This is a genomic window from Pseudarthrobacter sp. MEB009, assembly GCF_030208875.1.
Taxonomy (GTDB): Bacteria; Actinomycetota; Actinomycetes; order Actinomycetales; family Micrococcaceae; genus Arthrobacter.
In genome coordinates this window covers 371,648-396,010 of the sequence record NZ_JARVTC010000013.1, presented here as the reverse complement: position 1 = coordinate 396,010, position 24,363 = coordinate 371,648, and the positions used below count along the sequence as shown (strand labels likewise).

The 24,363-nt window shown below is 66.6% G+C and carries 24 protein-coding genes; 18 read left to right on the top strand and 6 right to left on the bottom strand.

What is annotated here, in order from left to right; all coding sequences use genetic code 11:
* Positions 1 to 21 precede the first annotated feature (21 nt).
* Positions 22 to 1,545: a SulP family inorganic anion transporter gene (locus QRN07_RS13085; protein WP_285241247.1), complete on the bottom strand. Its 1,524-nt coding sequence runs from the start codon at positions 1,543 to 1,545 to the stop codon at positions 22 to 24.
* 168 nt (positions 1,546 to 1,713) lie between these two features.
* On the opposite strand from QRN07_RS13085, the gene QRN07_RS13080 reads away from it, so the two are divergent.
* Positions 1,714 to 2,085 carry a MerR family transcriptional regulator gene (locus QRN07_RS13080; RefSeq protein ID WP_285241366.1) on the top strand — a complete coding sequence of 124 codons (372 nt, stop codon included), beginning with the start codon at positions 1,714 to 1,716 and terminating at the stop codon, positions 2,083 to 2,085.
* A 179-nt stretch (positions 2,086 to 2,264) separates the two neighbouring features.
* The gene (mptB, locus tag QRN07_RS13075) at positions 2,265 to 3,857 is read left to right on the top strand and encodes a polyprenol phosphomannose-dependent alpha 1,6 mannosyltransferase MptB (protein ID WP_285241246.1); all 1,593 of its coding nucleotides are present in this window, start codon (positions 2,265 to 2,267) and stop codon (positions 3,855 to 3,857) included.
* A 3-nt stretch (positions 3,858 to 3,860) separates the two neighbouring features.
* Here the strand turns inward: mptB and QRN07_RS13070 are convergent, their stop codons facing one another.
* A complete protein-coding gene (locus QRN07_RS13070; RefSeq protein WP_285241245.1) occupies positions 3,861 to 5,081 on the bottom strand; it encodes a glycosyltransferase 87 family protein in 1,221 nt (406 codons plus the stop codon).
* 61 nt (positions 5,082 to 5,142) lie between these two features.
* Complete coding sequence (locus QRN07_RS13065) at positions 5,143 to 6,423, bottom strand: glycosyltransferase family 87 protein (RefSeq protein WP_442854166.1); 1,281 nt, start codon at positions 6,421 to 6,423, stop codon at positions 5,143 to 5,145.
* Between the two features lie 365 nt (positions 6,424 to 6,788).
* Here QRN07_RS13065 and QRN07_RS13060 point away from each other — a divergent pair, with 365 nt between their 5' ends.
* A complete protein-coding gene (locus QRN07_RS13060) occupies positions 6,789 to 6,998 on the top strand; it encodes a hypothetical protein (RefSeq protein WP_050686857.1) in 210 nt (69 codons plus the stop codon).
* Between the two features lie 51 nt (positions 6,999 to 7,049).
* On the opposite strand, the gene QRN07_RS13055 is transcribed toward QRN07_RS13060, so the two are convergent.
* A complete protein-coding gene (locus tag QRN07_RS13055) occupies positions 7,050 to 7,610 on the bottom strand; it encodes a hypothetical protein (RefSeq protein ID WP_235504726.1) in 561 nt (186 codons plus the stop codon).
* Positions 7,611 to 7,864: 254 nt separating this feature from the next.
* Between QRN07_RS13055 and QRN07_RS13050 the strand changes: the two genes are divergently transcribed.
* Both QRN07_RS13050 and QRN07_RS13045 read left to right on the top strand, forming a co-directional pair.
* Positions 7,865 to 9,073: an aspartate transaminase gene (locus tag QRN07_RS13050; RefSeq protein WP_285241244.1), complete on the top strand. Its 1,209-nt coding sequence runs from the start codon at positions 7,865 to 7,867 to the stop codon at positions 9,071 to 9,073.
* Positions 9,074 to 9,095: 22 nt separating this feature from the next.
* Complete coding sequence (locus tag QRN07_RS13045; RefSeq protein ID WP_056599524.1) at positions 9,096 to 9,791, top strand: 4-carboxy-4-hydroxy-2-oxoadipate aldolase/oxaloacetate decarboxylase; 696 nt, start codon at positions 9,096 to 9,098, stop codon at positions 9,789 to 9,791.
* Between the two features lie 479 nt (positions 9,792 to 10,270).
* On the opposite strand, the gene nac is transcribed toward QRN07_RS13045, so the two are convergent.
* A complete protein-coding gene (gene nac, locus QRN07_RS13040) occupies positions 10,271 to 11,206 on the bottom strand; it encodes a nitrogen assimilation transcriptional regulator NAC (protein WP_056599530.1) in 936 nt (311 codons plus the stop codon).
* Between the two features lie 313 nt (positions 11,207 to 11,519).
* Between nac and QRN07_RS13035 the strand changes: the two genes are divergently transcribed.
* From QRN07_RS13035 to QRN07_RS12975, 13 genes are all read left to right on the top strand, one after another.
* Positions 11,520 to 12,602 (top strand): ABC transporter substrate-binding protein, encoded by a 1,083-nt coding sequence (locus tag QRN07_RS13035; protein WP_285241243.1) that lies wholly within the window; start codon positions 11,520 to 11,522, stop codon positions 12,600 to 12,602.
* Positions 12,603 to 12,650: 48 nt separating this feature from the next.
* Positions 12,651 to 13,763, top strand: a complete 1,113-nt coding sequence (locus QRN07_RS13030; protein WP_285241242.1) for an ABC transporter ATP-binding protein — start codon at positions 12,651 to 12,653, stop codon at positions 13,761 to 13,763.
* Positions 13,760 to 14,677 carry an ABC transporter permease gene (locus QRN07_RS13025; RefSeq protein ID WP_056599541.1) on the top strand — a complete coding sequence of 306 codons (918 nt, stop codon included), beginning with the start codon at positions 13,760 to 13,762 and terminating at the stop codon, positions 14,675 to 14,677. The genes QRN07_RS13030 and QRN07_RS13025 overlap by 4 nt, the downstream gene beginning before the upstream one ends.
* A 3-nt stretch (positions 14,678 to 14,680) precedes the next feature.
* On the top strand, positions 14,681 to 15,496 hold the full coding sequence (locus QRN07_RS13020) for an ABC transporter permease (protein ID WP_056599544.1): 816 nt from the start codon (positions 14,681 to 14,683) through the stop codon (positions 15,494 to 15,496).
* A gap of 213 nt (positions 15,497 to 15,709) precedes the next feature.
* Positions 15,710 to 16,495, top strand: coding sequence for a LamB/YcsF family protein (locus QRN07_RS13015; protein ID WP_285241365.1), 786 nt, complete (start codon positions 15,710 to 15,712; stop codon positions 16,493 to 16,495).
* Between the two features lies 1 nt (position 16,496).
* Positions 16,497 to 17,210 carry a 5-oxoprolinase subunit B family protein gene (locus QRN07_RS13010; protein ID WP_285241241.1) on the top strand — a complete coding sequence of 238 codons (714 nt, stop codon included), beginning with the start codon at positions 16,497 to 16,499 and terminating at the stop codon, positions 17,208 to 17,210.
* Positions 17,207 to 18,220, top strand: coding sequence for a 5-oxoprolinase subunit C family protein (locus tag QRN07_RS13005; protein ID WP_285241240.1), 1,014 nt, complete (start codon positions 17,207 to 17,209; stop codon positions 18,218 to 18,220). The genes QRN07_RS13010 and QRN07_RS13005 overlap by 4 nt, the downstream gene beginning before the upstream one ends.
* A gap of 40 nt (positions 18,221 to 18,260) precedes the next feature.
* Positions 18,261 to 19,601, top strand: a complete 1,341-nt coding sequence (locus QRN07_RS13000) for an MFS transporter (protein WP_056599704.1) — start codon at positions 18,261 to 18,263, stop codon at positions 19,599 to 19,601.
* Between the two features lie 49 nt (positions 19,602 to 19,650).
* Positions 19,651 to 20,406, top strand: coding sequence for an SDR family oxidoreductase (locus QRN07_RS12995; RefSeq protein WP_056599552.1), 756 nt, complete (start codon positions 19,651 to 19,653; stop codon positions 20,404 to 20,406).
* Positions 20,407 to 20,454: 48 nt separating this feature from the next.
* Positions 20,455 to 21,393 (top strand): 2-hydroxyacid dehydrogenase, encoded by a 939-nt coding sequence (locus QRN07_RS12990; protein ID WP_285241239.1) that lies wholly within the window; start codon positions 20,455 to 20,457, stop codon positions 21,391 to 21,393.
* The gene (locus tag QRN07_RS12985) at positions 21,393 to 22,163 is read left to right on the top strand and encodes an SDR family oxidoreductase (protein ID WP_285241238.1); all 771 of its coding nucleotides are present in this window, start codon (positions 21,393 to 21,395) and stop codon (positions 22,161 to 22,163) included. The genes QRN07_RS12990 and QRN07_RS12985 overlap by 1 nt, the downstream gene beginning before the upstream one ends.
* The gene (locus QRN07_RS12980; RefSeq protein ID WP_285241237.1) at positions 22,163 to 23,227 is read left to right on the top strand and encodes an L-idonate 5-dehydrogenase; all 1,065 of its coding nucleotides are present in this window, start codon (positions 22,163 to 22,165) and stop codon (positions 23,225 to 23,227) included. The genes QRN07_RS12985 and QRN07_RS12980 overlap by 1 nt, the downstream gene beginning before the upstream one ends.
* Complete coding sequence (locus tag QRN07_RS12975) at positions 23,224 to 23,736, top strand: gluconokinase (RefSeq protein ID WP_285241236.1); 513 nt, start codon at positions 23,224 to 23,226, stop codon at positions 23,734 to 23,736. The genes QRN07_RS12980 and QRN07_RS12975 overlap by 4 nt, the downstream gene beginning before the upstream one ends.
* Positions 23,737 to 23,768: 32 nt before the next feature.
* On the opposite strand, the gene QRN07_RS12970 is transcribed toward QRN07_RS12975, so the two are convergent.
* Positions 23,769 to 24,341: an MOSC domain-containing protein gene (locus tag QRN07_RS12970; RefSeq protein ID WP_285241235.1), complete on the bottom strand. Its 573-nt coding sequence runs from the start codon at positions 24,339 to 24,341 to the stop codon at positions 23,769 to 23,771.
* Positions 24,342 to 24,363: the final 22 nt, after the last annotated feature.

The window sequence follows — 24,363 nt, the reverse complement described above, 5'->3', positions numbered from 1 at the left end:
ACAGACCGGCCTGGCCGAAACTCAGTTGAGCTTCCCGGCCAGCCGCTCCCGCATGGTGACGCTGGCGGAGTTCAGCCCGATCAGTTCCACCTCGCGGCCGTGCCGCCTGTATTTTTCGGTGACGGCATCAAGGACGGCGATGGTGGAGGCGTCCCACAGGTGGGAGGCGTGCAGGTCCACCACCACGCGGGCGATGTCCGGCGATGCGTCCAGGGCGTAGTCGAACTGTGTGTAGAGGTCGTTGGAGGAGGCGAAGAACAGCTCTCCGTCCACCGTGTAGGTGGCCACATTTTCGCCGTTGAGTTCCAGGACCGTCCGGTCGACAGTCACAAAGTGCGCCACCCGCCGGGCAAACATGGCCATGGCGGCGAGGACCCCTGCGCCCACGCCGATGGCGAGGTTGTGGGTGGCCACCACTACGGCCACGGTGATGACCATCACGGCGGTCTCCGACTTCGGCATCCGGCGCAGGGTCCGCGGCGCAATGGAGTGCCAGTCGAAGGTGATGGCGGAAATGAAGACCATCACGGCCACCAGCGCAGCCATGGGGATCAGCCCCACCACGTCGCCCAGGACCACCACCAGGACCAGCAGGAAGACGCCGGCCAGAAAGGTGGAGACCCGGCTCCTGGCCCCGGAGCCCTTCACGTTGATCATGGTCTGCCCAATCACGGCGCAGCCGCCCATCCCGCCGAAGAAGCCGGTGACGATATTGGCCACACCCTGGCCCCAGGACTCCCGGGTCTTGTTGGAGCGGGTGTCTGTGATGTCATCCACCAGCTTGGCCGTCATCAGGGATTCCAGCAGCCCCACCAGCGCCATGGACAACGCGAAGGGGGCGATGATCTGGAACGTTTCCCAGGTCAGGGGCACGTTGGGAACAAACAGGGACGGCAGGCTCTCCGGCAGCTGCCCCTTGTCCTGCACCGTGGGGACGTCGACGCCGGCCACCACGGCGAAGAGGGTGAGTACCACGATGGCCGCCAAAGGCGAGGGGACCGCCGTGGTGATCCGGGGCAGGCCCACCACGATCAGCAGGCCAGCCGCCACCAGCGGGTAAACCATCCACGGCACCCCGAAAAGCTCCGGCAGCTGTGCCATGAACACCAGGATGGCCAGCGCATTAACAAACCCCACCATCACCGAGCGGGGGATGAAGCGCATGAGTTTGGTGACCCCGGCGACGGCCAGCAGGATCTGGAAAACGCCGGCCAGGATCACTGCGGCAATCAGGTAATCCAGCCCGTGGCTGCGCATCAGCGGTGCGATCACCAGCGCCACCGCCCCGGTGGCAGCGGAAATCATTGCCGGGCGGCCGCCCACAAACGAAATGGTCACCGCCATGGTGAACGACGCGAACAGGCCAATGCGCGGATCAACGCCGGCGATCACCGAAAACGCGATGGCCTCCGGGATCAGCGCCAGGGCCACCACCAGCCCGGCCAGGGCCTCCGTCTTCAGTCGCCGTGGCGAACGCAGCGTGGCGCGGACTGATTGCAGCTGATGCGGCGGGACCGTTGCCGGCGTGGTGGTTGGCGCGGCCATTACTGGCTCCGTTCGGAATCGGGAGGGGCTGGCGGGCGGCGGCCGGTCACCGGCGATGCCGGGAAGGGGCGGCTGTGCGCCGGGGTGGCCTATACGGCCGGAAACTAAACCCTACCCTAACGTAATGGTAGGGTTTAGGCCGAATGTAAGGAGCAGAAGGTGGACACCATGCACATTGGCGAGCTGGCCGAACGGACGGGCCTGTCCCTGCGCACCATCCGCCACTACGACGAGGTGGGCCTGCTGCCGGCCGCTGCCCGCACCGATGGCGGCTTCCGGGTCTACACCGAGGATGACTTCGGCCGGCTGATGGTGATCCGCCAGATGAAGCCGCTGGGCTTTTCGCTGGAGGAGATGGCGGACATGCTGGCCCTCCTGAAGCCCGACGGCGGCACCGCCGGCGGGGAAGCGGCCACCGGCGGTGCCGCCGCGGAAAAGCTGGCCGGCTACCTGGGGAAGGCCATCCACGAGCGGGAAAAGATGGCGCGGAACCTCGCCCAGGCCGACGAACTGATCGAACGGCTCCGCGCCGGCGCCTGAACCGGCGTGGGGCTGCCGCGGGGGCCCGGCCGGCATCGCGGCACGTGTTGCCGAATTGTGCCTTTCCACACCGGCCCGCCCGGGCCGCGGCAGGAAGCCTGCTGGTAAAATGGCCGGGTTGCGGAGGGCCGTAATGCGCGTCCACCCAGCGCCGTAACGAAGTAGGGGACCAACACAATATGACGGCAGGCGGGTCACACCTCGGGACTTCGGAGAGCACGGCGGGCGCACCTGCCGCCGCCTCCGCACCCGTAAAGCGCCGCGCCTACGTTGCCACCCTTGAAGGGTTCGTGGGCGCCCTGATGATGTTCGTAGGCTCCATCGGCACCGGCTGGATCGCCAACGGCTCGCCCATGATCCGCCAACCCGTGGTCATCGCCCTCCGCACCGAAGGCTGGGGCGTCACCGTGTCCACCGTGCTGCTCACGGTGGGTGCCATGCTGCTGATCCGCTCCTGGCTGCGGCTGGGGCAGCGGTTGGGGGACTGGGGTGCCCGGTCCCTGCGGTCAGTGGTGATCGCCATTTCGGCGTGGTCCTTGCCGCTGCTTTTCTGCGTGCCCGTGTTTTCCCGGGATGTCTATGCCTACACGGGGCAGGGGCGGCTGGTTATGGAAGGCCAGGACCCCTACGAGGTGGGCATCTCCACCCTCAACAACTGGTTTGCGCTCGGCGCTGACCCGGCCTGGGCCGAAAACCGGACTCCCTACGGGCCCTACTTCCTCTGGCTTGCCCGCGGCGTGGTGGGACTGACCGGAGCCCAGCCTGACATCTCGGTCCTGCTGTTCCGGTTGCTGGCCGGCGTCGGCGTGGTCCTGTGCGTGATCTACGTGCCCAAACTGGCGGAGCTGCACGGCATCAACGGCGCCCGCGCCCTGTGGATCTCCGTGGCCAACCCGTTGTTCCTCATCAGTTTCATTGCCAGCGCCCACAACGATGCCCTGATGGTTGGCCTGGCCGTGGCCGGGGTCTACTTCGCGGCCACCCGCCGCTACATCCTGGGCATATTGCTGGTCACCGCATCCATCGGCATCAAGCCCATCACCATCCTGCTGCTGCCCTTCATCGGCGTGATGTGGGCCGGGCCCGGCGCCACCTGGCTGCGGAAATTCCTGATCTGGGGAGCTACGGCAGCCATCAGCTTCGGTGTGCTGGCCCTCAGCGGGATCCCCTACAACCTGGGCATGGGCTGGACCTGGGCCATCCTGGACTCAACGCCCGGCTACACCGGCTATTCGCCGTCGGGCTTCCTGGGCCAGCAGGTGGAGTTCCTGGGCAACGTCCTGGGACTGCCCGGCGGGACCTTCGCCGACCTGCTCCGGACCGGAATGAAGTGGGCTGCCATCGGCCTGGTCCTGCTGCTGATGTTCCGCGGCGACTACTCCCGGGCGGTCCGCCGCATGGCCCTGGCGTTCGCCGCCGTCGTGATGCTTTCGCCCATCATCCAGCCCTGGTACATCCTCTGGTTCGTGCCGCTCCTGGCCGTCACGGGGATCCGGGACGACTGGCAGATCAGGTCCCTCTACGTGGGGGTGACCTTCTTTGTGGTGTTCGGCGCGCAGGACCAGCTGTCCGTCTGGTCATTTGTGGAGCTGCCCATCGATGCCTCGTCACTGGCGTTTGTGACGGCGCTGGCCTTCACTTTCTACCTGTTGTTCCTTGATGTCCACACCAGGACGCTGCTGATCGATGGCAGGCCGCTGGACCTGGCCAAACGCGCGTGGCAGTGGCTGCTGGCCAAACGGACCAGCCTGCAGCGCACCGGCACGCCCTAGGGTTCAGGCTCCGGCCGGGACTGTGGCAGGCTTGCGGCCCAGCTCAGCGGTCCGCTGCACGGACCACCAGAGGAGCACCACCAGCAGTACGTTCCGGGTGGTGAGGACGGCAGCCATGACCGGGTGGGCATGGATCAGCGGCGTGTAAAACAGTGGATAAATGACAAACGTGGTGATCGCGATGCCCATCAGCAGCGCCGCGGGGACCTTCCAGCGGTCCCAGTCGTGCGCCAGGCCGGCCACAATCACCGGTGCCAGCCAGATGATGAACTGCGGCGAGCCCACCTTGTTGAACACGATGAACGCGGTGACCATCATCAGGGCACCTTCGAGGACCAGCTCCTCCCGCTCGGCGCCGCGGTTCAGGGCCCGGACCAGCAGGACGGCGGCGGCCACGGCCGCCAGGATCAGCAGCGGCTGCATCAGGAACGCAGCGACGCTGGCCCCGGGGCCGTACACCTCCGTGGAGTTGATGGCCGTATTGTCCGCCATCCTTGATCCTGCGATGTTGAAGACGCTCAGCCAGACCCAGGGCGTGGAGAACGTCGCCTCAAGCTGCATGCCGCGCTCGCCCTGGTTGGTGAGGAAGTCCAGGATGTGCGGCAGGCCGCCGGAAAGCCAGGTCCCCACAGCCACGACGGCCGTCACTGCCACACCGGACAGGAGCACCTGGATCCGCTGCCTGCTGGCGATCACAAACGGCACCAGCACGGCGGCCGGCCACACCTTGATCCACGTGGCGACGCTCAGCAGGAGCCCGGCCACCACGGGGCGTTCGGCCGCGTACAGCAACGCCACCAGCACAATCGGGGCGGTGATGCCCTCCACCCGGGCAAAGCTGAGGTAGCCCATGAACACGGTGAAAAACAGCCACCACCAGGCCGGCGCAATCCCGGATTCCGATCGCCGGCTGCGGGTCAGGAACCACAGGCCCGCAGCGTTCAGCGCCGTGATGATCAGGGTCCAGACCAGCAGGTACAGGCCGGGTCCGGCGATGTTGGCGAGGAAGATCGGAATCTGCGCCAGGACCGGGTAGACCCAGGGGCTGATTTTGCCCTCCAGGTCCGCCGGGTTGTAGCCGTCCATGGCCCACTGGCGGTACTGCTCAGTGTCGCTGAAGGTGCCGCCGCCAAGGAAGAAGGACGCCATCCAGCCCAGGAAGTAGAGGTGCACAACGGCGAATCCCCACCACACGCTGGCACGGGTGGCGAACCAGTCCACCACCTTCGCCGGGAGGAGCCGGGTGCGGACGCTGACCAGGCGGTCGAAGAAGCGGGTAGGAATGTCAGCTCTCCTTGAGTGCGGGAGCGGCGGCCGGCGTCTTGCGGCCCAGGAGGTACAGGCGGCGGACGCTCCACAGGAACAGGACCACCAGCAGGACGTTGCGGATGGTCAGCACCAGCGCCATCCAGGGGTTGTTGTGGCTGAGCGCGTCGTAGAAGAGCGGGTAGATGAAGTACGTGGCCACCGCGATGACGATCAGCATGGCGGCCGGGACGCGCCATTCACGCCAGCTGTGGGCCAGACCCACGGCAACAGCGGGGGCCAGCCACACCATGAACTGGGGGGAGCCCACCTTGTTGAACACCACAAACGCCGTGGCCAGGGTCAGGGCACCGGCCAGGAGCAGCTCGGTGCGGTCCACCCCGCCGCTGACCTTGCCGTTGTGCAGGGCCCAGAACGTCAGCCCCGCCACCAGCAGCGCGGCCAGGATGAGCAGGGGCTGCATCAGCACGGACATCACCGCCGTGCCCGGGCCGTCCACCTGCATGGAGTTGATGTCCGTGTTCATGTACATCCGCGAATCGCCCACGTTAAGCACGGACAGCCAGAGCCACGGCGTGGTGAACGTGGCTTCGAGCTGCATGCCGCGGTCACCCTGCTGGGTGAGGAAGTTAAGCAGCTTGGGGACACTGCCAAGGGCAGCGGCCAGCGCAACGACGCCCGCCGTCGTCGTAATGCCTGCAAGGACCACCAGGATCCGGTTCTTGACCACGGCAAACAACGCCAGCATGACCGCTGCAGGCCATACCTTGGCCCAAGTGCCGATGGCCAGCAGGATCGAGGCGATGAACGGCCGGCCCACCCCATAGGAAAGGGCCACCAGGACCAGCGGTGCGGTGAGGCCGTCCACGCGGGCGAAGCCAAGCCAGCCCATCAGGAACGTAAAGACCAGCCACCACCAGGCGGCGGGGATGGCCTGGCTGTCGCGGCCGCGGTTGGTGAGCTTGAGCAGGGCCCAGGCGTTCAGGAGGGTGGTCATCAGGACCCACAGGAAGAAGAACGGCGCGGGACCGGCAACGCCCGCGATGGCCATGGGGATCAGGGCCAGGATGGGGTAGACCCACGGGCTGGGCCCGCCGCTCAGGTTGGCGTCGTTGAAGCCGGCCAGCGCCCACGCGCGGTAGATGCCTGTGTCGCTGAACGCCTCGCCGTTCAGGGAAACGATGCCGGCGAAGATCAGGAACACCAGGTGCACCACAATGAATCCGGCCAGCAGGCCGCGCGGGGTGTTCAGCCAGGCCCGCGCACGGGACGGGATGACGACGTTGCGGATCCGGGTCAGATTGCCGAAGAAGGCGTCGGTGGAAATGGCGGAATCCTTGTCGTCGTGGCACCGCCGGCTGCAGCGCAGAAGAGGCGTTTGTCATGCCGCAGGGCGGGTCTCGGGGGCAGTGGAGCCGTTTTGCGCGCGGCGTCCGCTCCGCGTCCAGTCTAATTGACGGCGCCGCGCTGCCGGTCAAGGCCCGCCCACCCGGCCGCTTTTGTCCGCTGTGACCTGCGGTTACCCGCCGGTAGTTAAATAAAGTTGCTTGCTGTGACTTGACGGTAGATTATGTTCTGGGCACACATATGCCTGATTGCGCCGGCGGCTTGGGGGAGCGGACCGGCGCGGACCCGTATGCACCGTCCCCACCGAAGGTTCTCCCAATGACTGCTGACTTCCCACTGACACTGACCATCTCCGATCGCCAGAGCATGGACACCGAACTTGAGGCTGCCGTCGCCGCAGCCAAGGACCACGCCCTCGCCGGGAAGCAGCACGGCATCCTGGTGACCCGGCACGGGGTGGACACATTCACTGTGGCCCTCAGCGACGCTGTCCCCTTCGGCCTCACCCGCGAACACCAGGCCTGGTAGGCCGCGCCGCCGCCTGTCCGGCGCTGGATGCCGGCAGCGGCGCGCCGGGGCCTATGGCCGGCCGGCGCTGCGCAGCCCCCTGGTCAGCTTGCGGATTTCCTCGTGCTTGAGGCCGCTGGCTGAAGCGAGCTCGTAATCATCGAGCAGCCCCAGGGCCCGTGCACTCGCCAGCAGCCGTGCCCGGTTCCGTTCAAGCACCGCGCGGTCCCCGTCGGCAGCCTTCAGCTCGTTGCCGAGCTGCGTGATGCCCCGCAGATGCTCATCGGCTGACCCGCCGGACGGCTGCACATCGTCCAGTGACACCGCTGCGCTGCGGATCGCCCCGAGCGGCATCCCGGCGGCTTTGGCAATGGCGGTCATTTTCAGGCCGTCACACAACGCCTGCGCCACGTGCTGGTTGAATTTCGCGGAAAGTGCCCGCAGCCTGCTGGACCGGAAAGCCAGCAGGGTCTTTTGCTCCCCGAGCTTCGCGCGGACGTCAGCGGACCGGTCCGACGGCTCCCGGTCCGGATGCCCCCGGTAGGTGTAGAGCCGCGGTGCTGTTCCGCGCCGGAAACCAGGCGCGGCGCCGCTGGCCGCGTCACGGACCTGCGGCGCGGGTTCTGCAGCCACTTTGAGCTCCTGCCCTCGGTTCGGATGCGGACCGGGCAGCTACACCGGGCCCGCTGTGCGTCCCCTGCACGCTACGGGCAATTCCCGACCGGCAAAAATACCGAAAATGCGTGGTGTGATAGCCCGTTCGTGTGGCCGGACGGTCATAAGCCCGCCTTATCCGTCCACGTACTTTAGGTCTTATCCAGATGCCGCGGCCTTCCCTAGGCTCGAATGAATCAAGCTCTGCCAGCTCCCCGACCCTGGAAAAGACCATGACTGAATTTGTGCCTGCCTCCCGCGTATCCCGCATCAAATCCTCCCCCAGCGTTGCTGCCGCAGCCCGTGTCCGCGAACTGAAGGCCGAAGGCCGGCGGATCCTTGACCTCACCGTCGGTGAACCGGACTTCGACACGCCGGCCCACGTGAAGGACGCCGCCGCCGCGGCCATCAGCCGCGGCGAAACCAAGTACACGTCCGTCAACGGCACCCCCGAACTGCAGCGGGCCATCCTGCAAACCCTTGAGCTCAAAACCGGGCTGCACTACACCCCGGCGGAAATCACCATCGGCGGCGGCGCCAAACAGGTCATCTTCACCGCCTTTATGGCCACCCTGGACCAGGGCGACGAAGTGGTCATCCCCGCCCCCTACTGGGTTTCCTACCCGGACATGGTGCTGGCCAACGACGGCAGCCCCGTGATCGTCCCCTGCGGCGAGGACGTGGGCTTCAAACTCACCCCGGAAGCCCTGGCCGGCGCCATCACGGACCGCACCAAATGGCTCATCCTGAACACCCCCTCCAACCCCACCGGAGCCGTGTACTCGCGGGAGGAGCTGGCAGCGCTCGCAGCCGTCCTCGAGGACCACCCGCAGGTCCTGGTCCTGACGGACGAGATCTACGACGAAATCCACTTCGGTGCCGGAAAACTCTCCAGCCTGGTGGCCGTGGCTCCGGGGCTCAAGGACCGGGTGCTCCTGGTGAACGGCGTCTCCAAGGCCTACGCCATGACCGGCTGGCGGCTGGGCTACGGCGCGGGACCGGCGGCCCTGGTGGGTGCGATCAACAAGCTCCAGTCCCAGATTTCGTCGTGCCCGTCCTCCGTGAGCCAGGCAGCAGCAGCGGCCGCCTTGACCGGGGACCAGTCGTTCGTCCGCGACAGCCTCGAAACCTACAGGCAGCGGCGCGACGTGGCAGTGGCAGCGCTGAACGCCATCGACGGCCTCTCCTGCGCGACGCCGGAAGGCGCCTTCTACGCCTACGTCAACTGCAGCGGCGTGATCGGCAAGTCCACCCGTGAGGGCCGCCTGATCAGCACCGACGAAGACTTCACTCTCTACCTCCTTGACGAGGTGGGTGTTGCGGTCATCCAGGGCTCCGCGTACGGCCTTGGTCCGTACTTCCGCATTTCCTATGCCACAGGGCTTCCCGTCATCGAGGAATCCATCGCGGCCATCGACAAAGCCGTCCAGGCGCTTTCCTAACCCCAGCTGAGGAGCAAATCCCATGATCCACGTCAAAACCTCCATCGAGCGGCCTTCCGCGGACGCTGTCCAACGGCTTTCGAAATTCTCATCGGCCACCGTCCACGAAGCACAGGGACGCAAGGGTGCGCTAAGTTCCAGGATCAAGCCGATCGACCGCAGCATGTCCTTCTGCGGCCCCGCCGTGACGGTACGGTGCGCCCCGAGGGACAACCTCATGCTTCAAGTGGCCATCCACTACGCCCAGGAGGGCGATGTTGTCCTGGTCGCCGCCGGTGAGTTCGAAGAAGCGGGAACGTTTGGGGACGTCCTGGGCAACGCCATGAAGGCCAAAGGCCTGGCTGCCCTGGTCACCGATTCCGGCGTCAGGGACACCCAGGACCTTATTGAGCTTGGCCTGCCGGTCTTCTCCGGCAGCGTCAGCATCAAGGGCACCGTGAAGGAGACCATCGGCCCCGTCAACCACCCCGTGGTTTTTGGTGACGAGATCATTTACGCGGGCGACATCCTGCTCGGCGACGCCGACGGTGTGGTGGTGGTCCGCCGCGACGAGATCGAAGAGGTCATCAAGCTTTCCCAGGCGCGCGACGACGCCGAGCGGGAGCTGATCCGCCTGTACAAGGAAGGCGGCACCACCATCGACCTGTGCAACCTCACGGACGTCCTCAAGGCCAAGGGCCTGCTGGTGGAGGACGCCCCGGAACTGCTCAGCCGGTAGCCCCACCGCAAGCGACAGGGGGGCCGGTGTCCGCATGGACACCGGCCCCCTGGCTGCGTTGGCCACAAAAAAGCCGGTTGCGCAGCGACGCTGTACAACCGGCCATGCTCCGTCCGTGCGGCGGGCTACCGCCCCGGCAGCGGGTACGCTGGCGGACCCGCGTGCGCTTCGTCGAGGAACCACATGGTGGAACCACCCTTCCCCGGCGGCATCATGCTGCCTTCAAACACGAAGATGGGATCCGAGAGGAGGTCCGCTGTGCGCCAAAAGCCGTTGGCTGGGCAATGGGATCCCGTGCTGGCCTTCAGATGGATGGCTCGCTCCGCTGCACTCCGGTAGGCCGAAGTAATTTTTTTCATGATGGGCTCCAGTTAATTACGGCATTTATAAAAGCGGTCCGGCTGATCCTGATGCTTTTATTTTAGTTCTGCCGGGAATTGCTGGATAAGACGAATGCAGGGTGCTGTGATAAGCCGGCCTTATGAATCGGCGCGCCGGGTGTACTTGCTGTTGAGCCATTCCTGCAGCATCTCCCGAAGGACCAGCAGGACCGCCGACGCGGCCTCGGACAGCGGTTCGTGATCAGGGGTGCAGAGGGCGATCCGGCATTGCAGTGCGGGGTCCGAAATCCGCAGCACCCGGAAGTCCTCCTCGTGGAAGAGCGCGTCCGCAGCCGACTTGGGCAGGATGGTTGCGCCCAGGTCCGTCCGGAGCAGCCGGGTCAGGCTGGGGACGGACTCCACTTCCCCCATCAGGCGCAGTTCCATGCCCTTGGCTTCGATCCCGGCCTGGACCACCTGGCGGAGGGTGTGGTTCTGCTCGGGCAGGAACAGACCAATTTTGGCTGCTTCAGCCAGGGTGACGGAACCCGCATCGGCGGCGATACCCAGGTCCCGCCCCGCGTTGACAATCAGGTGCAGGTCCTCCACGATCAGCGTGGTGAACTTGACGCCGCGGATGGGGCCCGGCTCGTAAATCAACGCCATGTCCAGGCGCCCGTTCTTGATGGCATCGCTCAGGACGCCACCGTAAATCTCGGTCAGGTGCAGCACAATGTCCGGGTAAAGCCGGCCAACTTCCCGGATGATCTGGGGCGTGAGGCTCGAGGCCATGCTGTACGGCGCGATGGCGATGGAAACGCGGCCTGACGGCGCGGCGCCGGAAGATGCCACGTCCAGGCGTGCCTGCTCCACCTGGCGCAGGATGGTTTGCGCGTGCCGGTACAGGGTGTGGCCTGCGGCGGTGGGCTGGACCCCCTGCTTGCTGCGGATCAGGAGCCGCTGCTTGAGATCGTTTTCCAGGGACGAGACCTGCTGGCTCAGGGCAGGCTGCGCCACGTGCAGCGCCGCCGCGGCCTTGGTGATGCTGCCCGAGTCGACGATCTGTACGAAGTACGCCAGCTTCCTAGTGTCCAAAACGTTCCTCTTTCCAGCACGGTGGGCAGGCCCGCCGGGGGTCATACGCGAACGCTATGTAGGGACATGCATTCGGTCTTTGTGTGATCCACATCTCGGACCTAAGTTTATGCCAGACGACATTTCCGTGACGGCATCATTCTATCCCCGTCGATCAATGGGAAAAAACTATGACCCAATATGCATTTTGCATGTTTGGTACATTCGGCCGAAATGTCATCGCTTTAAACATTCCGGAAATAAGTGCCGCATACCTTCTGGTGTGTTCTTGGGCCCACCCACCGGATTCTTCCTTATGAGAAAGAGCTGACAGATGAAAGTAACGAATAAGGGAAAGTTTGCGGCGCTGGCTGCGATCTCCGTTTCCGCCCTGGTCCTGACCGGCTGCGGCGGCGGATCCACCCCGGCGGGCAATGACAGCCCGGACTCCGGCGAAGTCAACCTGATCGCCTACTCCGGTGTGTGGCAGGACCAGTACACGGCCGCCGTCATCGAGCCCTTCAAAGCCAAGTACCCCAACATCAAAATCAACTTCTCCTCCAAGCGGTCCTCCGCCGAAATGTTGAGCGCACTGCAGGGCCAGAAGAACAGCCCCGCCACGGACGTTGCCATCATGGACAACTCGGTCTCCACCACCGGCAACAAGCAGGGCCTCTTCGAGAAGGTGGACGCTGCCAGCGTCCCCAACCTGGCCAACGTTCCGGACGACTTCAAAAACAAGGACGGATTCGGCCCGGTGGTCATGCTGGACGCCGTCGGACTCCTCTACGACACCGCCGCCTTCCCCAAAGCCCCGGACAGCTGGGACGTCCTCTGGGATCCGGCCTACGCCGGCAAGATCAACGTCAACGCGCCCCCGTCGCTGCTGGGCCTATCCCTGACCGCCATCACCTCAAAAATGGAGGGCGAGGACTACACGCAGGGGATCGACAAGGCCGTGGCCCGGCTGAAGGAACTGGCTCCCGCCGTCCAGACCTTCGCCCCGAACCCGGACGAATACCAGAACGTGATCACAGGGCAGACCGTCCTGGGCCTGGGCCAGAATGCCCGCGGCCAGTTCTACAGCGACCAAAGCAACAAAAAGATGGGCGTCACCTTTCCGAAGGAAGGCACCGTCTACCAGATCAACACGGTGAACCTCGTCAAGGATGCCCCGCACGCAGCCGCAGCCAAGACCTTCATTGACTACTCCCTCTCCGCCGAAGCCCAGACGGCCTTCGCCAAGGCGCTGTTCTACGCCCCGTCCGTCAACAACGCGGACCTCCCGGCAGACGTCAAGGACCGGGTGGTCCCCACCGACGGTTCCCTTAACATCATCCCCCTCGACGTCGACTTCCTGTCCTCGGCCCGCGACAAGTGGACCGACACCTGGAAGCGCGAAATCATCACCAAATAGCCGCCCACCGGCGCCCCTGCCTCCCTTCGCATCAGGAGAACTGAAACCGTGAGTGAAACAAAACTGTCGATCGTTGATCTGACCAAGCGATACGCCGCAGGCCTTGACCCGGCGGTGGACCGACTGAACATGCAGGTGGAGGAGGGGCACCTGGTGGCGCTCCTCGGCCCGTCCGGGTGCGGCAAAACCACCACCTTGCGGATGGTGGCGGGCCTGATGGACCCCACCGCCGGGTCCATCGTGGTGGACGGAAAGGAAATCACGCACACGCCCGTCAACAAGCGCGGCATGGGCATGGTGTTCCAGTCGTACGCGCTGTTCCCCCACATGAACGTGGAACAGAACGTGGCGTTCGGGCTGCAGATGCGGCAAACGCCCAAAGCCGAGCAGAAAAAACGGGTGGCGGCCGCCCTGGACATGGTCCAGCTGGGCCACCTCGGAAAGCGGCAGACCCGGGAACTCTCCGGTGGCCAGCAGCAGCGGATCGCGTTGGCCCGCGCGCTGGTGGTGGAGCCCACCCTGCTCCTGCTGGATGAGCCCCTTTCCAACCTCGACGCCAAGCTCCGCGAAACCATGCGGACCGAAATCCGGTCCATCCAGCAGCGCACCCGCGCCACCACCCTGTTCGTCACCCACGACCAGGACGAGGCACTGGACATGGCCGACCGGATCGCGGTGATGAACGGTGGCCTGATCGAGCAGTTCGGCTCACCCACCGACGTCTACGAACGCCCGCAGACCCACTTCGTGGCCAACTTCATCGGCCAGGCAAACTTCCTCGACGTCACCATCATCTCGGAAACCGGCCCCGCCCCCGTGGTCGGCGAGGCCAGCTACAAAGTGGACGTCGAAGGCCTCGGCGGCTTCGGCGCCGTCGGCGCCAAGGGGCTCACCGGAGCCCACGAACTGGTCATCCGTCCGCACCGGCTCAAGGTCACCCTCACCGGTGAAGGCCACGACGCGCTGAAGGGAACCATCGAACGGGTCAGCTACACCGGCGATGCCCTGTCCGTTGCCATTGCTGTAGGAGAAAGAAGCTTCAACGCCCAGCTGCTGACCACCAGCGGGGACCTGCCCCGCCGCGGTGACACCGCGTACCTGTCCTGGGCGCCGGAAGACGCCTACCTGCTGCCGGCAGCCGCACCCGGGAAGGCATCATGACCCTCCTCAAGACCAGGGGGCGCTCGCCGCTCCAGGCCGCGGGCTCAGGTGAACTCGAAAAAGCCACCGAGAAGCGGAACCGGCGCACGTACCTGGCGCTGCTGATTCCCGGACTCTTGGGCCTGCTGGTGAGCTTCGTCTTCCCACTGGCCTACATGGTGCGGATGTCGTTCAACAAAGGCGCACCGGACGGCGTCATCGAGGAAACCTTCACGTTCGACACCTACCTGCAGCCCCTCACCGATCCGTACTACTGGAAAGTGACCCTGGATACCTTCCAGATGGGCGTTACGGTGGGCCTGCTCTGCGTGCTGGTTTCTTACCCTGTGGCGCTGTTCCTGGCCCGGAGCCAAAGCAAATACCGCGGGCTGCTCCTGGCCATCGCCATTGCCCCGCTGCTGACCTCAGCCGTCGTCCGTACCTATGGCTGGATGGTCATCCTGGGCACCAACGGCCTGATCAACTCGTCCCTGACGGGAATGGGCCTGATCGATACGCCACTGAAACTGACCAACAACATCACCGGCGTGACCATTGGCCTGGTGGAAATCTTTATGCCCTACGCCATCCTCGCCATGATCTCAGGGTTCGGCCGGCTCAGCCCGCAGCTGGAAGAGGCCGCCGGGTCCCTGGGGGCCAGCAAGGCAAAGATCTTCGCCCGCGTGACCCTGCCGCTCAGCCTGCCGGGCATCCTCACCGCTTTCCTGCTGGTGTTCGTCCTGTCCATCAGCACCTTCATCACGCCCCGCCTCCTGGGCGGCGGCAGCGTCCAGGTGCTGGCCACTGAGATCTACGACCAGACCACCGGCCTGCTCAACTGGCCCTTCGCGGCCGCCCTGTCCGTCATCCTGCTGGTGCTGTTCGGGCTGATCATCGCCGTCTACCAGCGGCTTACACGAAAAATCGGAGGCTGAACCATGAGCGAAGCACCGCTGTTCAAACCACGGTTCAACGCCGCGAAGCCCGCCTTCGGCATCCTCGTGTTCCTGCTTTACGTGTTCCTGCTGGCGCCGCTGTTGATCGTCTTTGTTGTCTCCTTCGCCTCCAACCAATACCTCTCGTTCCCGCCGGAGGGCTTCACCCTCAAGTGGTACGAGATGCTGCCAAAGGAAAGCACCTTTATGGAGGGCATGAAGGTAAGCCTGATTGTCGCCGTTGTGGTCACCCTGATCGTCCTGGCGCTGGGTGTTCCGGTGGCCCTGGCCCTCGACCGGTTCGAGTTCAAAGCAAAAGCGGCCGTGCAGTCTTTTTTCCTCTCCCCGCTGCTGATCCCCAGCATCGTGCTGGCGCTGGGCATGGTGCTGCTGTTCGGCCCGCTCAGGCTGAACAACACCTACGCCGGGATCATCATCGGCCACGTCGCCATCACCATCCCGTTTGTCATCAGGACCACGCTGATGAGCCTGGCCACCACCGATACCTCCTGCGAAGCCGCTGCCAGGATCCTCGGCGCCAATTCGTGGACGGTGTTCCGGCGGGTGACCCTGCCCATCATCGCGCCAGGGGTGATCGCCGGCGGCGTCATCGCCTTCATCGTGTCCTTCGACGAGGCCGTCATCTCCTTGTTCGTAGCGGAATCGGGCCTGCCCACGCTCCCGGTGCAGGTCCTGAGGTACGTCGAAAATTCGGCGGACGCCGCCGTCGCCGCCCTCTCCGTGATCCTGATCCTGATCTCCCTGGCCGTTGTGGTCATCGTGGAACGGGTGATGGGTCTGCGCAAGGCGCTGCGGTAATTCCTGGACCCGCACGCCCCCGGCGGGATAGGGCCACGTCATAACCTGGCCCTATCCCGTGACACCGATTACGTCTTTGTGTGAGTCAACTCTCGGTGACAGACTTTTTGAAGGCCGGAAGTGGCGGCGCAAACCGCCGCTTCCGGCCTTCACTCCGAACCACCAGCCGCGAAACGCGGCGGCGGCAGATACCCCAGCAGAGGAAGGCCCATGATGCCCACAGTTGATCTCGTAGCGGATCTTGGTGAAGGCTTTGGTGCCTACTCAATCGGCGACGACGCAGCCCTGCTCGACATCGTCTCCAGCGCCAACATCGCCTGCGGCTTCCACGCCGGCGACCCGGACATCATGAACGCCACCGTTGCAGAATGCGTCCGCAAGGGCGTAGGCATCGGGGCGCACCCCAGCTTCCCGGACCTGCGGGGCTTCGGCCGGCGCGCCATGGACCTCACGGCGGAGGAAGTCCGCAACGACGTGGTCTACCAGCTCGGCGCGCTGACCGCCTTCGCCGGCTACCACGGCGCCTCCGTCTCCCACCTGGCCCCGCACGGCCGGCTGGGCAACCTGGTGGCCACCCGGGCCGACTACGCGGACGCGGTGGCAGAGGCCGCCAGCCGCGTGGATCCCAGCCTGATCATCCTGGCCCAGGACGGCGAACTCGCCCTGGCCGCCGCCCGCCGCGGGCTCAGCGTGGGGATTGTGGGCATCGCGGACCGGGCCTACCAGGATGACGGCACGCTGGTGCCCAGGGCGCTGCCCGGCGCCGTCATCCACGACCCCGCCATCATCGTTGACCGGACCGTCCGGATGGTCTGTGAAGGACTGATCCGCACCGCTTCCGGCACGGACATCCGCATCGCCGCGGACACCGTGCTGCTGCACGGCGACAACGCCGGCGCCGTCGAACTCGCCGACCTGATCCGCAGCGAACTGATCGCCGCCGGTGTCACCATCGCCCCGCTGGCCCAGGTGCTCGCCGCAAAGCAGAAGGTCGCCTGACATGTCCGCTCCCACCCTTGAAATCCACGAGTCAGGCGACGCCGCCCTGCGCGCCGTGGCAGTGTCAGCGGACAAGGAAGCCAACTGGAGCACCGTCCACTCGCTGGCAGCCTGGCTGGCCACCGCCGGGGTGGACGGAATCCACGGCGCTGTCCCCACCTACGACTCGGTCCTGGTGGAATTCGATCCCTACATCACATCCGCCCGGCAGGTCCGGGCGTTCATCCAGCTGGGAATGCGCCAGCTGGAGTTTGTGGGCGGCGGCCTGCGGCAGCCCCGGCACTTCGACGTGCCGGTGGTGTACGGCGGGGGCTACGGCCCCGACCTGGAACGGGTGGCCGAACAGCAGGGCCTCTCCGTTGCCGAAGTCATCGCGCTTCACACCGAAAAGTCCTACCTCATCCGCTGCCTGGGCGCCCCCGCCGGTTCACCCATGATGGACGGGCCCGACTTTCCCCATCCTGTCCCGCGGCTCAAGGACCCGCGGCTGTCCGTCCCCGCCGGAGCCGTGTCGGTAGCCGGCCGCCAGGCGGTTATTGCCCCGGCCGTCGCCCCGGGCGGCTGGTGCGTCATCGGCCAGACCCCGCTGGTGGTCCTCGACGCCGCCAGGGAACCCCTGGTTCCCTATACCCCCGGAGATGTCCTGCGCTTCCACCGGATTGACGCCGTCGAATTCGCCCGGCTTGAGGGCCGGCCGCTGGAGGCCACGGCATGAACAACCCGCTGATCGTCGAACAAGCCGGCAACTCGGTCGTCACTGATCTCGGCAGGACCAGGGGACCCGCCTTCGGGCTCCCCGTCAACGGCGCCCTGGACCAGTTCTCGGCCAAGGCCGCCAACATCCTGGCAGGCAACCCGGACAACGATCCGCTCCTGGAAATCACCGCACTGGACTTCCGGATGCGGGCCACCTCTGACCTGCTGATCGCCGTGACCGGCGCACCCCTGCACCTGACTGTCGGCGGCCGGGAAACCCCCTGCTGGGAGCCGGTATCCGTCCGCGCCGGGGAAACCGTGGCCATCCGCCGCATCACCACCGGCCTCCGCGCCTACATCGCGGTCCACGGTTCCTTCCCCGTCCCCGTCCTGCTGGGCAGCTGCGCCCCGGACACCGTAATCGGCTTCGGCCTCCGGCTCGCCAACGGCACCGCCCTCCCCACGGCCGCCAGCCTCCCGCCCGTCAGCCAGCCGCACTTCGGCCTGCCGCTGTACCGGTTGGGGTTCGCCGCGCCCCAGTTCAGGGACCACCTGGTCATTGACGTGACGGACGGCTCGGACGTGACCGAGTTCGGCGCCACCGCGGAACTGCTGTACCAGAGCACCTACACGGTCAGCCCCCGCAGCAACCACATCGGGCTGCGGCTGGGCGGGCTGCTCCCGGAACGCCAGACGACGGCGGAAGTCCTCTCACGCGGCGTCCCGGTGGGTGCCATCGAGGTTCCGTCGCGGGACGAACTGCTGCTGCTGCACCGAGGCCGCGGCGTGACCGCCGGCTACCCTGTGCTCGCCGTCGCCACCACCCGCGCCCTGGACCTCCTGGGCCAGGCCAGGCCAGGCCACACCATCACCTTCCGAAAAACCACCGTCGCCGAAGCCACCGCCACACACCGGGCAGCGTGCCTCGAGCTGGAGAGGCTGCGTGGAACCGTGCAGACCGTCTTCGGGCTGCTCGGCGTCGGAACCAACGCCGGCTGGCGTGAGCTGCCCGCCGCAGCCGGAATCTAAGCGCATGCCCCCCGTGCCAAACCCCGCAAAGGACCTGAACATGACTACATCAACGCGCGCGGCCTCGCCGCAGCACGACCGGCTGGATGCACGGCAGACCAGGAAGGTTGTCACCGCCGGCTGCGTCGGGATCTTCGTCGAACTGTACGACAACGGAATCTTCGCATTTATGGCCGGCACCCTGGCGCTGGTATTCCTGGCACCGGGGAACCCGGACAACGCCCTGCTGTTTGTTTTCGCCGGCTACGCCGTGTCCTTCTTCGTCCGCCCACTGGGCGCCGTGGTCTGCGGCTACCTGGGTGACATCATCGGCCGGCAACGGCTCCTGGTCTTTGTGATCATGCTTATCAGCGTGGCGACGGCGGGCATCGGCCTGCTCCCGGACTACGCGGCCATCGGCATCGCGGCGCCCATCCTGCTGGTGCTCCTGCGCCTCCTCCAGGGCTTCTCCGTGGGCGGCGAATCGGCCGGTGCCATGACTTTCCTGGCCGAGCATGCCCCCGAAGGCAAACGCGGCATCATCACCTCGTACGCCCAGATCGCCTCCTTCGCGGCGCTGCTCACCGGCACGCTGGTGGCCTACTCCATGTCCCCCTGGCTCACCCAGGCCGCGATCGACGGCGGCGGCTTCGGTTCGTTCGCCTGGCGCATCCCGTTCCTGGTGGCCATCCCCATGGGCATCATCGGCTGGTACATCCGCAAGTCCATCAGCGACACCCCGAACTTCGAGAAGCTCAAGGAAGAAGGCGGGCTGTCCAAGAACCCGCTGAAGGAAGCCTTCGCCTCGGCGGAACACCGCCGCGCCATGGTGCTGGCCCTCTTCATCCCGCTGATGAACGGCTCCGGCTACTACGTCCTCTTCTCCTACATGCCCACCTTCCTGAAGGGCAAGGCCCTGAACTTCAGCATCGGTGAAGCCCTCCTGGTGACGGCCTGCAGCCTGGTGGTCATCTGCATCGCCATCCCGTTCATGGGAGCCCTCTCTGACCGGATCGGCCGCAAGCGGGTCATCGCCGGTTCGGCGATCGCCATGGCCGTGATCGGCATCCCGGCGTACGCCCTCATCGCCACCGGTGAGATGGTCTGGGCCATCCTCGGCGCGTCCCTGATGGCCATCGTCTTCGCCGGCCACACCGCCGTCATCCACATCCTGATTGTGGAACTCTTCCCCACCCGGGTGCGGTACTCCGCCTACGGCCTGGGCTACAACGTCTCCTCGGCGCTGTTCGGCGGCACCGCGCCGCTGCTCATGACGTGGCTGATCAGCACCACCGGCAACATCTACATGCCCGCGTTCTACGCCGTCCTGACCGCCCTCGGCACGCTCATCGCCGTCAGCAGGGTCACGGACCGCGCGCACCAGCCGCTCCGCGACGCCTGACCCACCACTCACCCGGGACCACCGTCCCGCCCAATCACAGGAGACTTCAATGCCCTTTTCCGACTACAAGACTGCGCTCGTCACCGGAGCCTCCACCGGCATGGGTGCCGCGATCGCCGAACGCCTCACCAAGCGGGGCCTCACCGTCCACGCGGTGGCCCGCAACACCGAACGGCTGGCCGAGCTCGCCGACAGGACGGGGGCCATCCCGCACACCGTTGACCTGACGGACACGCAAGCCCTCGCGGCCGCCGTCGGGAATCTGGAAATCGACGTCCTGGTCAACTGCGCCGGCGTCTCCCGGCCCGGCAACATCCTGGACTCCAGCGCGGCGGACATCGACGAACTTGTGGACGTGAACCTCCGCGGGCTGTTGCAGCTGACCCGTCTGGTGCTGCCGGGCATGGTGGCCCGGGACCTGGGCCACGTGGTGAACATCAGCTCGATCGCCGGGCTGTACAACTTCTACGGCCACACGGCATACCACGCCACCAAAGCCGCCGTGCACCAGATTTCCCGGCAGCTGCGGAACGACACGGTCGGCAAACGGATCAGGGTCACCGAAATCTGCCCCGGCCGCGTGGAAACCGAGATCTTCGGCCGCAACATGGGCGGCAGCCCCGAGGCCATGGCCGAGGCGTGGGACACGTACTACGAGGGCTACGAGTCCCTCACCACCGACGACATCGTCAACGCGCTGGACTACGCCGTCGAAACGCCCCGCCACGTGAACCTTGGCCTGATGGAAATCATGCCCACCTTCCAGGTCCCCGGCGGCCTCACCTTCGACCGGCGCGTCGCCTGACCCGTCCGGCCAGCAGTCACCCGTCCCCACAACGAACAGGTCCAACCGATGCAGCTTGTACACACCGTCAGCTTTCCCACGCCCCAACTCCTGGCGGACCTCTCACCCCTCCCGGAGGGGCTGCGCGGCCTTGTCTGGGACATGAAGGCGGCGCCGGGGGAGTCCGCGGGCGAGATTGACGGCGTGATCCTGCCGTACATCGATGCGTCAGCGGTGCTGGGTTCACTGGCGCACGTAAAAAACCTCAAGTACGTCCAGACCCAGTCCACCGGATTCGACGGCGTGCCGGAGGCGGCCGGGCCCGGCGCCGCAGTGGCCACCGCTTCGGGGGTGCACGCTGCTGCCACCGCGGAACTGGCGGTGGGCCTGATCCTGGCCAAGCTGCGCGGCATCGACGAGGCCGTGCGGGACCAGCAGGCGCAGAACTGGAACCCGCAGCGCCGCCAGTCCCTGGCCGACCGGCGGATCCTGCTGCTGGGGGTGGGCGGCATCGGCGCCGAACTGGCGCGCCGGCTTGCTCCTTTTGAGGTCACGCTCACCCGGGTGGGCAGCAGGGCCCGGACCGACGCCGATGGCCAGGTCCACTCCTCGGCGGACCTGGTCCGCCTTGCGGCCCAACACGACATCCTGGTGTCCGTCCTTCCGCTGGATTCGAAGACGCACCACCTGGTGGGCGAGGAGGTCCTCGCCGCGCTTCCGGACGGTGCACTGGTGGTCAATGTGGGCCGGGGCGCCGTCATCAGCACGGACGCCCTGACCCGCGAGGTGGTCTCGGGACGCCTGAGCTGCGCCCTCGACGTCGTCGACCCGGAACCGCTGCCGGCCGGCCACCCCCTGTGGTCCACCCCGAACGCGCTCATCACCCCGCACGTGGGCGGAAACGCCTCGGCCTTCGAACCGCGGATCCTCAAACTCCTCAAGAACCAACTGGAAGCGTTGGCCGCAGGCCGGACCCCGGCCAACCTGGTCCAGCAGGGGGCGTTCTGATGAGCGGGCTCTTCGACCTCACGGGCCGGGTGGCCCTGGTGACCGGATCAAGCCGGGGCATCGGCTCCGCCCTGGCCCGCGCCCTCGCGGACGCAGGTGCCACGGTTGTGCTTAACGGTGTCAACACCGAACGGCTCAAGGCCGCCGAGACGGCGCTCGCCGCCGACTATCCGCCGGGCCGGATCGCCAGCTGCGCCTTCGACGTCACGGACGACGACGCTGCTGAACGCAGCATCGCCTGGATCGAGGAAAACGTCGGCCCGCTGGAGATCCTGGTGAACAACGCAGGCATCCAGCACCGGGTGCCCATGCTGGAGCTGGACGTCGCCGACTGGGAACGGGTCCTGGCAACGGACCTGACCAGCGCGTTCCTGGTGGGCCGGGCCGCCGCCCGCCGCATGATTCCCCGCGGACGCGGCAAGATCATCAACATCTGCTCGGTCCAGACAGACCTGGCCCGGCCCACAATCGCCCCTTACGTGGCGGCAAAAGGCGGGCTCCGCAACCTCACCCGCGCCATGACGGCCGAGTGGGCAGCGGACGGGCTGCAGATTAACGGCATCGCACCCGGCTACATCCACACCGAAATGACCCAGAACCTGGTGGACGACGCCGCATTCAACTCCTGGATCCTCGGCCGCACCCCCGCCCACCGGTGGGGAACCGTGCAGGACCTCGCCGGTCCGGTGGTCTGGCTGGCCTCCGACGGCTCGGCGTTCGTCAACGGCCAGACAATCTTCATCGACGGCGGAATGACGGTGGTGGTCTGATGGAAACCTTGAACCTGCCCGCTTCCGGGCCTGCCCTGGTGGCCCACGCCGCCGGGGACCTGCGCATCGACGACGTACCGTTGCGTGCTCCTGGCCCGGATGAGGCCGTGATCGAGGTGCTGTACGGCGGCATCTGCGGGTCCGACCTGCACTACTGGCTGCACGGCGCGGCCGGCGAATCCATTCTCAAGGCCCCGCTGGTCCTGGGACACGAAATCTCGGCCACCGTGGTCCGCGGCGCCGCCGATGGTTCCGGCCCCCAGGCCGGAACACCCGTTGCGGTCCATCCGGCCACGCCCGGACCAGGGGCCGCGAGGTATCCCCAGGACCGGCCCAACCTGTCCCCGGGATGCACTTACCTGGGCAGCGCGGCCCGGTACCCGCACACCGACGGCGCGTTCAGCCGCTACGTCACCCTTCCGGTCCGGATGCTCCGGCCCCTGCCGGACACCATCGACCTCCGCACGGCGGCCCTGATCGAACCCGCCAGCGTTGCATGGCACGCGGTCTCCCGGGCCGGCGACGTGCGCGGAAAAACCGCGCTGGTGATCGGCTCCGGTCCCATCGGTGCGCTCGCCGTGGCCGTCCTGAAACGGAAGGGTGCCGCCCGGATCGTGGCCGTGGACCTGCATCCCCGGCCGCTGGCCATCGCCACGGCAGTGGGCGCCGACGAGGTCATCGCGGCCACCGACACCGCTGCCATCGCCGCCGTCGAAGCCGATGTGGTGATCGAATCCTCCGGCAACCACCACGGCCTGGCGTCCGCGATCAACGGCGCAGTCCGCGGCGGCACCGTGGTGATGGTGGGCCTGCTGCCTACCGGCGCCCAGCCGGTTCCCATTTCACTGGCCATCACCCGTGAATTGCGGCTCCTGGGCTCCTTCCGCTTCAACAACGAAATCGACGACGTTATCGCCGCCCTGGCCGACGGTTCACTCCGGATCGACCCGGTGATCACCCATGAATTCCCGCTCTCCGAGGCGCTGCCGGCCTTCGAGATGGCCAGGGATTCCACCAGCTCGGGCAAGGTGCTGCTGCGGTTCGACGGGTCCGTCCCAGCATGAGCGGGGAAGCGGCGCCGCTGGTGGTGATGGGGGTTTGCGGTTGCGGGAAATCAACTGCCGGTGCCCTGCTCGCTGCCCGGCTGGGGCGGCCGTTCCTTGACGGGGACGATTTCCACCCGGCCGCCAACAAGGCCAAAATGGCGGCCGGCATTCCCCTGGCCGATGAGGACCGGACGCCCTGGCTTTCCCGGCTGGGGCAGCTGCTGGCCGGCGCCGATACCCGGCACGCACCGCCAGTGCTGGCGTGCTCGGCGCTCAAGCGCAGTTACCGGGACCTGCTGCGCAGCTACGCCCCCAATGCGGTGTTTGTGCATTTGGATGGCAGCGAGGCCACCATCACCGGGCGGCTGAGCGCACGGGCGCACGAGTTTATGCCCGGCTCACTGCTCGCCTCGCAGCTGGCTACGCTGGAGCGGCTCGGGCCGGATGAGGCACACGTCCTGGCGGACATCACGCTTCCGCCGGAACTCCTGGTCGATGCGGTGGCCAGGCTGCTGGCCGCGGGCTGAACGGACCAACCGGCACCTCAGCGGTCCGCCGCTCAGGGCAGCCGGCTGGGCCGTAAAACGTGCGCGACGCCGGCCTGGCCGGGGTCCAGCGGTACCGGGCTGACCAGCGTGGCGGGCCCGCGGTGCAGCGTGCCGTCCGAAAGGGCCCGGCACCGGATCCCGCCCCGGCCCCGCATGGCCACATGCGCTCCGTCCGCCAGCATCCGGTCCATCCACGCGCACGGATGCGCCGGCCGGCCGCCATGGAATTCCACCGCGGAGCCACCGGATTCCACGGCAAAGTCCCGGCCCAGCAGCGGCGCGAGCTCAGCGCCGCGGAGCACCACGTTCCGGCGCGCCAGCAGTGGATCGAATGGCCCCGCACCAAGTTCCGCGGCCATTGCCTCCAGCGCCTCCACCGCCAGCAGGGTCACCGCTGCATCCATATGGGCGGCCTTGCCAAAAAACCGGTCCCCGAGGATCCCCTTGCCCGCCACCACGTCCGCCTGCCCGGCATCGATGGTGGGAACATCGGCGGCACCGTCCCGAGCCCGGCCGAAATAGGCATGTGCGGGGGACACCAGGACATGCAGGATTTCGACGTCGTAGCGGTACATGTCAGCCATGCTCCCAAGCGTAGGGCAGGCA